At 73.2% G+C, this 12,694-nt stretch carries 10 protein-coding genes; 7 read left to right on the top strand and 3 right to left on the bottom strand.

What is annotated here, in order from left to right; all coding sequences use genetic code 11:
* The first annotated feature begins 162 nt into the window (after positions 1-162).
* On the top strand, positions 163-1,932 hold the full coding sequence (locus ACFXI4_RS30320; protein ID WP_384996926.1) for a hypothetical protein: 1,770 nt from the start codon (positions 163-165) through the stop codon (positions 1,930-1,932).
* A 7-nt stretch (positions 1,933-1,939) separates the two neighbouring features.
* Here ACFXI4_RS30320 and ACFXI4_RS30315 read toward each other — a convergent pair whose 3' ends face one another.
* Complete coding sequence (locus ACFXI4_RS30315; RefSeq protein ID WP_384996924.1) at positions 1,940-2,455, bottom strand: YceI family protein; 516 nt, start codon at positions 2,453-2,455, stop codon at positions 1,940-1,942.
* Positions 2,456-2,555: 100 nt separating this feature from the next.
* Here ACFXI4_RS30315 and ACFXI4_RS30310 point away from each other — a divergent pair, with 100 nt between their 5' ends.
* From ACFXI4_RS30310 to ACFXI4_RS30290, 5 genes are all read left to right on the top strand, one after another.
* Positions 2,556-3,053, top strand: coding sequence for a MarR family winged helix-turn-helix transcriptional regulator (locus tag ACFXI4_RS30310; RefSeq protein WP_384996922.1), 498 nt, complete (start codon positions 2,556-2,558; stop codon positions 3,051-3,053).
* 113 nt (positions 3,054-3,166) lie between these two features.
* Positions 3,167-4,972: a methylmalonyl-CoA mutase family protein gene (locus ACFXI4_RS30305; protein WP_384996920.1), complete on the top strand. Its 1,806-nt coding sequence runs from the start codon at positions 3,167-3,169 to the stop codon at positions 4,970-4,972.
* The gene (gene scpA, locus ACFXI4_RS30300) at positions 4,972-7,146 is read left to right on the top strand and encodes a methylmalonyl-CoA mutase (RefSeq protein WP_384996918.1); all 2,175 of its coding nucleotides are present in this window, start codon (positions 4,972-4,974) and stop codon (positions 7,144-7,146) included. The genes ACFXI4_RS30305 and scpA overlap by 1 nt, the downstream gene beginning before the upstream one ends.
* On the top strand, positions 7,143-8,141 hold the full coding sequence (meaB, locus tag ACFXI4_RS30295) for a methylmalonyl Co-A mutase-associated GTPase MeaB (protein ID WP_384996916.1): 999 nt from the start codon (positions 7,143-7,145) through the stop codon (positions 8,139-8,141). The genes scpA and meaB overlap by 4 nt, the downstream gene beginning before the upstream one ends.
* Positions 8,142-8,565: 424 nt before the next feature.
* Complete coding sequence (locus tag ACFXI4_RS30290) at positions 8,566-9,108, top strand: GNAT family N-acetyltransferase (protein ID WP_384996914.1); 543 nt, start codon at positions 8,566-8,568, stop codon at positions 9,106-9,108.
* An 86-nt stretch (positions 9,109-9,194) separates the two neighbouring features.
* On the opposite strand, the gene ACFXI4_RS30285 is transcribed toward ACFXI4_RS30290, so the two are convergent.
* Together ACFXI4_RS30285 and ACFXI4_RS30280 are read right to left on the bottom strand one after the other, a co-directional pair.
* Positions 9,195-9,920, bottom strand: a complete 726-nt coding sequence (locus ACFXI4_RS30285; RefSeq protein ID WP_384996912.1) for an alpha/beta fold hydrolase — start codon at positions 9,918-9,920, stop codon at positions 9,195-9,197.
* 295 nt (positions 9,921-10,215) lie between these two features.
* Positions 10,216-11,187, bottom strand: a complete 972-nt coding sequence (locus ACFXI4_RS30280) for an alpha/beta hydrolase (RefSeq protein ID WP_384996910.1) — start codon at positions 11,185-11,187, stop codon at positions 10,216-10,218.
* 322 nt (positions 11,188-11,509) lie between these two features.
* On the opposite strand from ACFXI4_RS30280, the gene ACFXI4_RS30275 reads away from it, so the two are divergent.
* Positions 11,510-12,676 carry an MFS transporter gene (locus tag ACFXI4_RS30275; RefSeq protein WP_384997057.1) on the top strand — a complete coding sequence of 389 codons (1,167 nt, stop codon included), beginning with the start codon at positions 11,510-11,512 and terminating at the stop codon, positions 12,674-12,676.
* The last annotated feature ends 18 nt before the right edge of the window (positions 12,677-12,694 follow it).

Genomic DNA, 12,694 nt, shown 5'->3' with positions numbered 1-12,694 from the left:
CAGCGACACGAGGCGCGAGCGAGGTGGACACCGATGCGTGGAACAAGCGTTCTTGTCGCCATTAGGGCAATTGCCGCGCATTGGGGGCTTCTTACTGCCCTCACACCGGACTCTTCTCCTCATGCGGCGCCCCGTTCACCGCCCGGGATTAGCGTCCGACGCGTGCACTTGGCAGAAACACAGCAGGTGACACCCGGCCGGCGGACACAGTCGGCGGTGTCCGCCACCCCGGGGCCTCACCTGGATCCCGGCGTTCCCGGAGCCCCCGCCCCCTGGCACCGTGTGGTGACCCTCCTCGCCGACATCGCCCTGTTCATCGGCACCCGGTCGGTGTGGACGCAGGCGGCCACCCACCACCTGGCCCTGGCGGCCCTGATCTCCCTCTGCTACGCCTCGATCCTGGTGGCCGGGGTACTGGCCCTGACCGTACGCGGGACCCGGTCACTGGCCCGTCTCGACCTGCTGGTCCTGGTCACGGCCGTGACGCTCGCCCTGTGCGCCTGGGCGCTGAACCCCAACGGCGGCGACGAGGGCGCCCTCACCACCCAGGCCGCCCGGGAACTGGTCACCGGCCACGCCGTCTACGGGCAGCCCTGGCCCTGGCTGTTCCACGGCACGGGCATCGCCCTGACGCCGACGATGGACGGCGGCTACGACTACACCTACGGCTATCCCCCGCTGGCCCCGCTGCTCACCGTCCCGTTGCTGTGGCTCGGCCACTCCGGCGCACCGGCGACGGCGGTGTGCGTGGGCGCGCTGATCGCCGGCACGGTCGCCCTGTGGCGGCTGCTCCCGGTGCCGTGGCGGTCGGCCGCGACGCTGACCTGTCTCGGGTTCGGCTTCCTGTCGACGTACGCCCGGCTCGGCTACCCGGCGGTCATCGGCCTGGCCCTGCTGATCCCGGTGGCGGTGCGCTGGCCGCGGACCGGTGCGGGCGGCCGGCTGGGCGCGGCCGGGATCGCCCGGGCCGGGTGCCTGGGTGCCGCGTGCGCGGCGCAGCAACTCCCCTGGTTCGTCACGCCGTTCCTGCTGGCCGGAATCTTCGCGGTGCGGCGCGGGGAGCTGGGCGGCCGGGCCGCCGCCCTGGTGGTCCTGCGGATCGTCGGCATCGCCGTCACGGTCTGGCTGCTGATCAACACGTACTTCATCGTGTCCGGACCCGGCCGCTGGCTGGCCGGGATCACGCTGCCGCTGACACAGGGCGCCGTGGTGCACGGCCAGGGCCTGGTGGACGTCACCCTGTACTTCACCGACGGCAGCGACCGCATCGCCTGGTACTCGCACGCCAGCATGCTGCTCGCGGCGGCCCTGCTCGCCCTGTTCGTGCTGTTCGTACGGCGCCTCGGCCCGGTCGCGACCGTGCTGCCCTGGCTCGCCTTCTTCGTGGCGACCCGCTCCCAGGACGGCTACTACCTGCTGATGACCCCGCTGTGGCTGGCGGCCGCCGTCACCGCGCCCCTCCCGGAGTTCGAGCGCGCCTGGCAGCCGCGGCCGGCCTTCCCGACCGGGCCCCGCCGCCGGTCCGTCCGGGTCGTGGCGGTCGCCCTGCTGTTCACCCCGGCGCTGGTGAGCGCGGCCCTCGCGGTGTCCGGCAGGCCGCCGCTGCGGATGGAGGTCACCGCGCTGCGCCGGGCCGAGCGGTCGGCCGCGGTGGTCCGGGCGATGACGCTGACGGTGGTGAACACGGGAGGCACCCCGCTCACCCCGCACTACACGCTCACCACCGGGCAGGGCATGAGCCGGTACTGGCTGCTGGTACGGGGGCCGGCGACGATCCCCGGGCACGGCACGGCGAGCGTCGAACTCCGGCCGCCCGACGGCCGGTTCGGTATTCCCGCCAGGCCGGGCACCCGGATCCGGCTGCGCGCCTTCACCTCGGACCCGCAGACCCTGTCCAGCCGGTACGTCACACTGCGCGGGACGGCACCGTGAGGGCCGGTCAGGCCGCCGCGCGGGTGAAGCGCAGGGTGGCCGTGACCGTGGTCGGGCCGCCCATCATGCGCATCTGGTTGAAGGTGACCCCGAACTCCTCGCGCGCCACCGTGAACTCGGTCCGCAGCGTCAGCCCGTCCGCGTCGGCCGCGGCCAGCTCCGCGGTGACCTGCTGCGGCCTGCTGACGCCACGGACGGTCAGCTGACCGTCGACGTGCACCGCGCCGTCCGCGGCCCGTTCGGCCCCGCGCACCGCGAAGGTGATCTCCGGGTGGTTGGCGGCGTCGAAGAAGTCGGCCGAGCGCAGATGGTCGTCCCGCTTCTTGTTCTTGGTGTCCAGGGTGGCCGCGTCGATCGTCAGCGTGCCGGTCGCGGTCCCGTCGGCGGCGACCTCGCCCCGGCCGGTGACGCCCGTGAAGGCGCCCTTGACGGTGACCAGACCCCACACCGACTTGTGCCGGACGGCGACGGTGGAGGCGGCCGGGTCGAGCTGCCAGAGGCCGGTTGCCACGGTGACGGTCACGGCTGTGCTCCGATCGATTGATGGTTCAAATTTGGATGACTGCGGTACGGCTGCACGCTAGCCCAATATCCAAATTTGGACAACAGGTAGACTCGATGCCATGGCCGCCGTCCAGGAAGACCCCGCAGAGCTGCCCGTATGCCCGTCCCGGACGGGCGACGGGCTGCTCCCGGACGAGCTGCGCGCCTGGATGCTGCTGCTGGCCGCGACGGGCGCGGTGGAGCAGCGGCTGCGGTCGGTCGTGAAGCAGACGCTGGACGTCTCGCACGACGAGTTCCTGATCCTGTGCCTGCTCGCCGAGCAGCCCCGCCAGGGCCTGCGGATGACCCGGATCGCCGAGCTGCTGGGCCGCCCCAAGACCCGCCTCACGTACCAGATCGCCTGCCTCCAGCACGCCGGCCTGGTCACCCGCAAGGCCGTCTGCGACGACAAGCGGGGCATCGAGGTCGCCCTCACCGACAAGGCCCGCGGGCGCATCCAGGACGCCTCCGCCGCCCTGGCCGAGACGGTCGGGGAGGCGTTCGCCCACGTCATCGGAGCGGAGCAGCGCGAGGCCCTGTGCGCGCTCGTGCCGACCCTGGCCGACGGCACCCGCTGACCCCCCGGATCCTGCCCCTCCCCCCACGGGAGGCGCAGGTCACAATCACGGAGAGGGCAAGCTCACAGCCCCGTCACCCGTGCGCCTTCGGCCCGCTGCCCTAGCATCCGAGCATGACGGTCCTGCCTGACGACGGGCTCTCACTGGCCGCCGAGTTCCCTGACGCGACACACGAGCAGTGGCAACACCTCGTGGCGGGCGTACTGCGCAAGTCGGGCAGGGAAGTCTCGGGCGAGGCCGCTGAGGACGCCCTGTCCACGACGCTGGAGGACGGGCTGCGCACCCGCCCCCTCTACACCGCGCGCGACACCGCGCCCGACCCCGGCCTGCCCGGCTTCGCGCCGTTCGTGCGCGGCGGCCGGCCCGAGGGGAGCACCGCCGGCGGCTGGGACATAAGGCAGCGGCACGCCACCGCCCCCGACGGCGCGCTCCTGGCCGATCTGGAGAACGGCGTCACCTCGCTCTGGCTGCTGGCCGGCCAGGGCGGCATCCCGGTCTCCGGCCTCGCCCGCGCCCTCGACGGTGTCTACCTCGACCTGGCCCCGGTCGTCCTCGACGCCGGCCGCGAGGTGGCGGGAGCGGCCGCCGAGCTGTTCCGGCTGTACGACGAGAAGGGTGTCGACCCCGAGGCCGTACGCGGCAATCTGGGCGCCGACCCGCTGGGGTTCGAGGCGCGTACGGGTGAGTCGCTGGACTTCGCACCCGTCGCCGCCCTCGCGCGGCGGTGCGCGGAGGAGTTCCCGGGGCTGCGCGCGGTGACCGTGGACGCGCTGCCGTACCACGAGGCGGGCGGCTCGGCCGGGCAGGAGCTGGGTGCCTCGCTGGCCACCGGGGTGGCCTACCTGCGGGCGCTGACCGAGGCCGGACTGGACGTCGAACAGGCCCTCGGACAGCTGGAGTTCCGGTACGCGGCGACCGCCGACCAGTTCCTGACGATCGCCAGGCTGCGCGCCGCGCGCCGGCTGTGGGCGCGGGTCGCCGAGGTCAGCGGGGCGCCCGGCGCGGGCGCCCAGGTGCAGCACGCGGTCACCTCGCCGGTGATGATGAGCCGCCGCGACCCGTGGGTGAACATGCTGCGCACCACGGTGGCCACGCTCGCCGCCGGGGTGGGCGGCGCCGACGCGGTCACCGTGCTGCCGTTCGACCACGCGCTGGGCCTGCCGGACGCGTTCGCCCGCCGTATCGCCCGCAACACCTCGACGATCCTGGTCGAGGAGTCGCACCTGGCCCGGGTCGTCGACCCGGCGGGCGGCTCCTGGTACGTGGAGCGGCTCACCGACGAACTCGCCCACGCGGGCTGGGAGTACTTCCGGTCGATCGAGCGGGACGGCGGCCAGGCGGCCGTGCTCCGTTCCGGCCGGCTGCGCACGGACCTCGCGACGACCTGGGCGGAGCGCTCCAAGAAGCTCGCCAGGCGCCGCGAACCCGTCACCGGCGTCAGCGAGTTCCCGCACCTGGCCGAGAGGACGCCGGTGCGCGAGCCCGCCCCCGAGCCGCCGTCCGGCGGGCTCCCCCGGGTGCGCCGGGACGAGGCGTACGAGGAGCTGCGTGCCCGCTCGGACGCCCACCTCGCGGCGACCGGCGCCCGCCCCCGGATCTACCTGGCGACGATCGGCCCGGCCGCGGCCCACACCGCCCGCGCCGGTTTCGCCGCCAACCTCTTCCAGGCCGGCGGCATCGAACCCGTCACCGAGGGCAGTTTCGAGGAGAGCGGTGCCACCGAGGCGGTGCTGTGCTCCAGCGACGCGCTCTACGCCGAACAGGCCGAGCCGACCGCCCGGTCGCTGAAGGATGCCGGTGCCGGGCACGTGTTCCTCGCCGGCCGGGGCGAGTACGCCGGCGTCGACGGTCACGTCTTCGCGGGCTGCGACGCCGTGGCCGTGCTGTCCGAGACCCTCGACCGCATGGGAGTGTCCTGATGGGAATCCCCGACTTCTCCGGCATCGAACTGGGGACCCCCGTCACCGAGGGCGGTGACGCGCAGTGGCGTACGGCCGTCAAGCACGCCTCCGGCGGCGAGGCCCCGGTGTGGGAGACCCCGGAGGGCATCGGGGTCAAGCCGCTCTACACCGGCCGTGACCTGGAGGGACTGGACTTCCTCGGGACCTACCCGGGCATCGCGCCGTACCTGCGCGGCCCCTACCCGACGATGTACGTCAACCAGCCCTGGACCATCCGCCAGTACGCGGGCTTCTCCACCGCCGAGGAGTCCAACGCCTTCTACCGGCGCAACCTCGCGGCCGGCCAGAAGGGCCTGTCGGTCGCCTTCGACCTGCCCACCCACCGGGGCTACGACAGCGACCACCCTCGGGTGACCGGTGACGTCGGCATGGCGGGCGTGGCCATCGACTCGATCCTCGACATGCGCCGGCTCTTCGACGGGATCCCGCTGGACCGGATGACCGTCTCGATGACGATGAACGGCGCCGTGCTGCCGGTGCTCGCGCTGTACATCGTGGCGGCCGAGGAACAGGGAGTACCACCCGAGAAGCTGGCCGGGACCATCCAGAACGACATCCTCAAGGAGTTCATGGTCCGCAACACCTACATCTATCCGCCGAAGCCGTCGATGCGGATCATCTCCGACATCTTCGCCTACACCTCGCAGCGGATGCCCCGTTACAACTCGATCTCCATCTCCGGCTACCACATCCAGGAGGCCGGTGCCACGGCCGACCTGGAGCTGGCGTACACGCTGGCGGACGGGGTCGAGTACATCCGCGCGGGACGCGAGGCCGGCCTGGACGTGGACGCGTTCGCCCCGCGGCTCTCCTTCTTCTGGGCGATCGGCATGAACTTCTTCATGGAGATCGCCAAGCTGCGCGCGGCCCGGCTGCTGTGGGCCAAGCTGGTCGCGCAGTTCGAGCCGCAGAACACCAAGTCCCTGTCCCTGCGCACCCATTCGCAGACCTCGGGCTGGTCGCTGACCGCGCAGGACGTCTTCAACAACGTGACGCGGACCTGTGTGGAGGCGATGGCGGCGACCCAGGGCCACACCCAGTCGCTGCACACCAACGCCCTCGACGAGGCCCTCGCGCTCCCGACGGACTTCTCGGCGCGCATCGCCCGCAACACCCAGCTGCTGATCCAGCAGGAGTCGGGGACGACCCGGGTCATCGACCCCTGGGGCGGCAGCGCCTACGTGGAGCGGCTGACCTACGACCTCGCGCGCAAGGCCTGGGCGCACATCCAGGAGGTCGAGCAGGCGGGCGGGATGGCCCAGGCCATCGACGCCGGCATCCCGAAGCTGCGCGTGGAGGAGGCGGCCGCGCGGACCCAGGCGCGGATCGACTCCGGGCGGCAGCCGGTGATCGGCGTCAACAAGTACCGGGTGGACAGCGACGAGCAGATCGAGGTCCTCAAGGTCGACAACTCCTCGGTGCGCACCCAGCAGATCGAGAAGCTGCGGCGGCTGCGCGCGGAGCGGGACGACGTCGCGTGCCGGGCCGCGCTCGACGCACTGACCCGCGCGGCGGACGGCGAGGGCAACCTGCTCGAGCTGGCGGTGAACGCGGCCCGCGCCAAGGCGACCGTCGGCGAGATCTCCGACGCCCTGGAGAAGGTGTACGGGCGGCACGCGAGCCAGATCCGTACGATCTCCGGTGTGTACCGCAACGAAGCCGGCGAGTCCCCGAACGTGGACCGCACCCGGGCCCTGGTCGACGCCTTCGACGAGGCCGAGGGGCGCCGTCCGCGCATCCTGGTCGCCAAGATGGGCCAGGACGGCCATGACCGCGGCCAGAAGGTGATCGCCACGGCCTTCGCCGACCTCGGCTTCGACGTCGACGTCGGCCCGCTGTTCCAGACCCCGGAGGAGGTCGCCCGCCAGGCGGTGGAGGCCGACGTCCACGTGGTCGGCGTCTCCTCGCTGGCGGCCGGCCACCTCACCCTCGTACCGGCGCTGCGCGAGAAGCTCGCCGAGGAGGGCCGGGCGGACATCATGATCGTGGTCGGCGGGGTGATCCCGCCGCAGGACGTGCCGACCCTGCTGGAGATGGGCGCCACCGCCGTCTTCCCGCCCGGGACGGTGATCCCGGACGCGGCCCACGACCTGGTGAAGCGGCTGTCGGCGGAACTCGGGCACGACCTGTGATGGACGTCGACGCCTATGTGAAGGGTGTGCTCGACCACAGGCGCGCGGTCGTCGCCCGCGCGATCACCCTGGTCGAGTCCACCCGTCCGCAGCACCGGGTGCTGGCGCAGGAGTTGCTCACCGAGCTGCTTCCGCACAGCGGCCGGGCGCGGCGGATCGGCATCAGCGGGGTGCCGGGCGTGGGCAAGTCGACGTTCATCGACGCGTTCGGGACGCTGCTGACCGGGCTCGGCCACCGGGTCGCCGTGCTCGCCGTGGACCCGTCGTCCACCCGGACCGGAGGCTCGATCCTCGGCGACAAGACCCGGATGGAGCGGCTGTCGGTCGACCCGGCCGCCTTCGTCCGGCCCTCCCCCAGCGCGGGCACCCTCGGCGGGGTGGCCAAGGCGACCCGCGAGTCGATGGTGGTCATGGAGGCCGCCGGGTACGACGTGATCCTGGTCGAGACCGTGGGCGTCGGGCAGTCCGAGACCGCGGTCGCCGACATGGTCGACTCCTTCCTGCTGCTCAGCCTGGCCCGTACCGGCGACCAGCTCCAGGGCATCAAGAAGGGCGTCCTGGAGCTGGCCGACGTGATCGCCGTCAACAAGGCGGACGGTCCGCACGAACGGGACGCGCGGTCCGCGGCACGCGAACTGGCTGGCGCGCTGCGGCTGATGCACGGCAAGGACGCCTTCTGGACGCCGCCGGTGCTGAGCTGCAGCGCCCGTGAGGCGACGGGGCTGGACGTCGTCTGGGAGCGCCTCGAGCAGCACCGGGCGCTGCTCGACTCCACCGGGCGGCTCGCCCGGAAGCGCCGTGAGCAGCAGGTCGGCTGGACCTGGTCGATGGTGCGGGAGGAGGTGCTCGGCCGGCTGTCCGCCCATCCGGCGGTGCGGGCGGCCGCCCCCGACCTCGAACGGCAGGTCAGGGACGGCACGTTGACGGCGACGCTGGCCGCCGAGCGGATCCTCAAGGCGTTCGGGGAATCCCCGGACACGCCTCGGACCGCCTGATCCTGAAGCGCCTCCCGCCGCTCGTCGGACGGCGCGACCCCGTCCTCGAAGCCCGGCACCCCGTACGGCTGGCCCGCGCCACGGCAAGCCGCCGGTCGAGGACGTCCGCCGGGCGGCGGCACGGCGGACGTGCACGCGGCCGCTCGGGTACGGCGGGCCGGGCGGGCAGCGGCCGCGGCGGTGAGGCGGCCGGCGACGGCCCGCGGGCCGCGGAGGCCGGCCCGTTCGCCGCGGCCGGGACAGGGGTCCAGCCGGGACGGCCGCGGGCACCGCGGCGCGTGCCGAGCGTGCACCCCGCCCTGCCGTCGTGGCGCATCATCCTCGCGTCGGGCCCCCGTCGGCGGGGGGCGCCGGTCCGCGGTCACCGGCCCGGGCGGGCCTTATTCGTTTGCCGCCGGTCGGCCGGGTCGGATAGGAAGCTTGCATGCTCAGGGGTAGCAAGGTCGGGCTCAGGGCCCGGTACGAGGCGGACGTCCCCGTCCTGCAGGCCGAACTCCACGACGACGTGGTCACCGCCTCGCGGGCCAACGGCCGGCCGTGGCGGCCGTTCACGCCCGGCTCCAAGGAAGCGCCGTTCGTGGTGGCCGACGCGGAGGAGGGGAACGTCCCGTTCTCCGTGGTGGAGCTGGAGGGCGGCACGCTGGTCGGCAGCGCCATGCTGTGGGGCCTCGACACCCACAACCGGTCCGCGCACCTGGGGCTCGGGCTGCTGCCGTCCGCCCGCGGCAAGGGCTACGGCACCGACGTGGTCGCCGTGCTGTGCCACTACGGCTTCGTCGTGCGCGGACTGCGGCGGCTGCAGGTCGACACGCTGGCGGACAACGCCGCGATGCTGCGCTCCGCCGAACGCAACGGCTTCGTCCGCGAAGGCGTACTGCGCTCCGCGGCCTGGGTGATGGGCGAGTTCCTCGACGAGGTGCTCCTCGGCCTCCTGGCCCAGGACTGGAAGCCGGCCGCGCAGGGCTAGGCCGACGGCCCGGGGCGCGGGTGCGCACCAGGGGGCCGCGCCCGGTCCGCGCCGGTGCGCGGCCCCCTGGTGTCACCCTTGGCGGGTCACTCCGCGGCGAGGCTCCGGGCCGCCTCCAGGATCAGGGCGGCGACCTTCTCGGGGTGGGCGAGCATGACCAGGTGGGAGGAGTCCACCTCGACGACGGTCATGCCGGCGCGCTCGTAGCCGTAGCGCTCGACGTCGGGGTTGATGGTGCGGTCCGAGGAGGCGACCAGGCCCCAGGAGGGCTTGGTCTTCCAGGCCGCGACCGGGGCCGGCTCGGCGAAGGCCGCGCCGGCCAGGGGCCGTTGGGAGACGGCGAGCACCTCGGCCAGGTCCGGGTCGACGTCGGCGGCGAAGATCGCGGGGAACCGGTCGGTCTCCACCGTCACGTCGGTGCCGGGCTCGTCCGACCCCGCGACCGGGAACGGCGTGTACACCAGGGCCGAGGCCAGCTCGGAGTCGGGGAACCGGCCCTGCAGCTCGCCGAGGCTCTCGCCCTCCTCCAGGGCGTAGCCGGCCAGGTAGACGAGGGCCCGCACGTTGTCCTCGGCGCCCGCGACGGTGATGACGGCACCACCGTAGGAGTGCCCCACCAGGACGACGGGGCCGGGCAGCGCACGGACCACCGAGGCGATGTACGCGGCGTCGCCGGTCAGACTGCGGTTCGGCACGGCCGGGGCGAGCACCTTCAGCCCGCCGGCGAGCAGCTCGGGGATGACCCGGGCGAAGCTGGAGGCGTCGGCGAAGGCGCCGTGCACCAGGACGACGGTGGGTGCGGGGTCGGTCATGGGGGTTCCTTCTCGGCTGTCCGCGGTCAACGCGGGCGGGGGCTGACGGGGCCGGCCGTCGCGCGTCGGGACCGAGGTCCGTGTCGACGTCGTATCCGGCGGCCGGGTGGCCGGGGACGGGCTGCGCGAGGCCGGCGCTCAGGTCGAAGGCGGCGGTGTCGACCACCTCCGCCGGCCCGGCCTCCTCGCGTTCCGCCCGGGCCCGAGGCGGTGTTCGGCCTGCTGTTCCCTGGGGTGCCCGAGGTGCGGGCGGCCGAGCCCGGACGGCTCGCCCGTGCTCACGCCGGTCCGCGGATCAGGCGGTGTGCAGGGCCGCGTGCAGGGTGCGTACGGCCATCGAGATGGCGGCCTCGGCGGCGTGCGTCCCACGCAGGGCGTTGAGCATCACGAAGTCGTGGATGATGCCCTGGAAGCGGACCGCGGTGACCGGCACCCCGGCCTCGCGCAGCTTGTTGGCGTACGCCTCGCCCTCGTCGCGCAGCACGTCGGCCTCGCCGGTGACGACCAGGGCGGGGGGCAGGTCCTTGAGCTGCTCGACGGTGGCGCGCAGCGGGGACGCGGTGATCTGGGCGCGCTCGGCCTCGTCGGTCGTGTACTGGTCCCAGAACCAGAACATGCCGTCGCGGCGCAGGAAGTAGCCCTCGGCGAACTGGTGGTAGGACGGCGTGTCGAAGTTCGCGTCGGTCACCGGGTAGAACAGCACCTGCTGGAGCAGCGGGAGGCCGCCGCGCTCCTTGGCCATCAGGGTCAGCGCGGCCGTCATGTTCCCGCCGACCGAGTCACCGGCCACCGCGATCCGGCTGGCGTCCAGGTCCTTCGTCGCACCCTGTTCCACGACCCACTGGGCGACGGTCCAGTTCTGCTCGATGGCGACCGGGTAGCGCACCTCGGGCGAGAGGTCGTACTCGGGGAAGACCACGGCGGCGTTCGCGCCGACAGCCAGTTCGCGGACCAGGCGGTCGTGGGTGTGGGCGTTGCCGAAGACCCAGCCGGCGCCGTGGATGTAGATGATCACCGGCAGGGTTCCGGTGGCGCCGGCGGGCTTCACGATGCGGGCCCGGACGGTGCCGGTGGGGCCGCCCTGGACAGTGATCCACTCCTCGTCGACGGCGGGCTTGGCGATCTCGCCGGACTGCACCTCGTCGACCGCCTTGCGGCCCTCCGCGGGGGCGAGGTCGAAGAGGTAGGGCGGGTTGGCGGTGGCCTCGACGAAGGCCTGGGCGGCGGGTTCGAGCACCGGCTTGACGGGCGTGAGGGATTCGGACATGCGAGTCTCCTGGAGTTGCGCGGGGATCGCCGGTCGTTCCGGCGCCGTCCCGCCTCACCGTAGGAGCCGGCCGCGCCGGGCGGTTGCCCTCCAGCGCACTTCCGGCCACCCCGCAGCGCACGCCCGGCGCCGGGTACCGCGGTCATCTTCGGGTGAGATGACTGACATCCTCATCCATCGCTCCGCACGGGGAAGCATCGCGGGCGGCGGAGCGCTGTGCGCAGTGAGAGTCACAGCTCCCGTGAGGAAGGTCCCCGTGTCCCAGTCGTCGTCCGAAGTCAGCTCCCCGCACCGGAAGGCCGCCGCCGGGCCCGCCCACGGGGTGCCGGGCTGGCTGATCGCGCTGTTCGCCGTCGCCTCCGGCATGACGGTCGCCAACCTCTACTACGCCCAGCCCCTGCTGTCCGAGCTGCGCGGCGTCTTCCACATCGGCGAGGCCACCGCGGGCGCGCTGATCACGCTCACCCAGGTCGGCTACGTGATCGGCATGATCTTCCTGGTCCCGCTCGGTGACCGGCTGGAGAAGCGGAGCCTCATCACCACGCTGCTGGCGATCACCACCCTCGCCCTGGTGGCGGCGGGTCTCGCGACCGGTTTCCCGATGCTGCTGATCGCCTCCCTGATCAGCGGTGCCACCTCCGTGGTCGCGCAGATCCTGGTGCCGTTCGCCGCGAGTCTGGCGCCCGACCACGCGCGCGGCCGGATCGTCGGCCGGGTGATGAGCGGCCTGCTCACCGGCATCCTGCTCTCCCGCACGCTCAGCAGCCTGGTGTCCGGCACCGCCGGCTGGCGGGTCGTCTACCTCGGCTCGGCCGTCCTGATGGCGCTGCTGGGTGTGGCGCTGCGGCTGGCCCTGCCCCGGCAGGCGCCGACCACGTCGGTGCCCTACCACCACGTGCTGCGCTCCACGGCGGCGCTGGTGCGCACGCACCCCGCGCTGCTGCGCCGCGGCCTCTACCAGGCGGCGATGTTCGGTGCCTTCAGTGCCTTCTGGACCACCGTCTCGTACGTCCTGACCGGACCGTACTTCCACTACTCCGCCGTCGGTGTCGGGGTGTTCGCACTGGTCGGAGCCGCCGGCGCGGCCGTGGCGCCGCTCGCCGGACGCTGGGCCGACCACGGGCTGACCCGGCCGATGACCGGTGCCGCGCTCGGGCTCGCCGCGCTGGCCTTCGTCATAGCCGGCTTCGGTCAGCACAGCGTGCTCCTGATCGCCCTCGGAGCCGTCGCGCTGGACGCGGCCGTCCAGACCAGCCTCATCCTCGGCCAGCACACCGTCTACCAGCTCGACCCCCTCGCCCGCGCCCGTCTCAACAGCGCCTTCATCGCGATCTTCTTCATCGGCGGCGCCCTCGGTTCGCAGTTCGGCTCGATCGCCTACCGGGCCGGCGGCTGGAACGCGGTCAGTCTGTTCGCGGCGGCCCTGCCGGTGCTGGCGCTGCTGTACTGGCTGACCGAGCTCCGGCCGGGCGCGAAACGCCCGGCGTAGGGCCGTACGACCGCCGGT

Source organism: Streptomyces sp. NPDC059224 (genome assembly GCF_042754285.1).
Classification (GTDB): domain Bacteria; phylum Actinomycetota; class Actinomycetes; order Streptomycetales; family Streptomycetaceae; genus Streptomyces.
Note: the sequence above shows the minus strand (reverse complement) of the source record. Positions and strands in the feature narration are given on the sequence as shown.

Bases quoted from the DNA above. Each gene is read 5' to 3' on its own strand.
- ACFXI4_RS30310 (WP_384996922.1), top strand. From the start codon at position 2,556: ATGGCCGCCGTCCAGGAAGACCCCGCAGAGCTGCCCGTATGCCCGTCC.
- ACFXI4_RS30305 (WP_384996920.1), top strand. From the start codon at position 3,167: ATGACGGTCCTGCCTGACGACGGGCTCTCACTGGCCGCCGAGTTCCCT.
- scpA (WP_384996918.1), top strand. From the start codon at position 4,972: ATGGGAATCCCCGACTTCTCCGGCATCGAACTGGGGACCCCCGTCACC.
- ACFXI4_RS30290 (WP_384996914.1), top strand. From the start codon at position 8,566: ATGCTCAGGGGTAGCAAGGTCGGGCTCAGGGCCCGGTACGAGGCGGAC.
- ACFXI4_RS30285 (WP_384996912.1), bottom strand. From the start codon at position 9,920: ATGACCGACCCCGCACCCACCGTCGTCCTGGTGCACGGCGCCTTCGCC.
- ACFXI4_RS30280 (WP_384996910.1), bottom strand. From the start codon at position 11,187: ATGTCCGAATCCCTCACGCCCGTCAAGCCGGTGCTCGAACCCGCCGCC.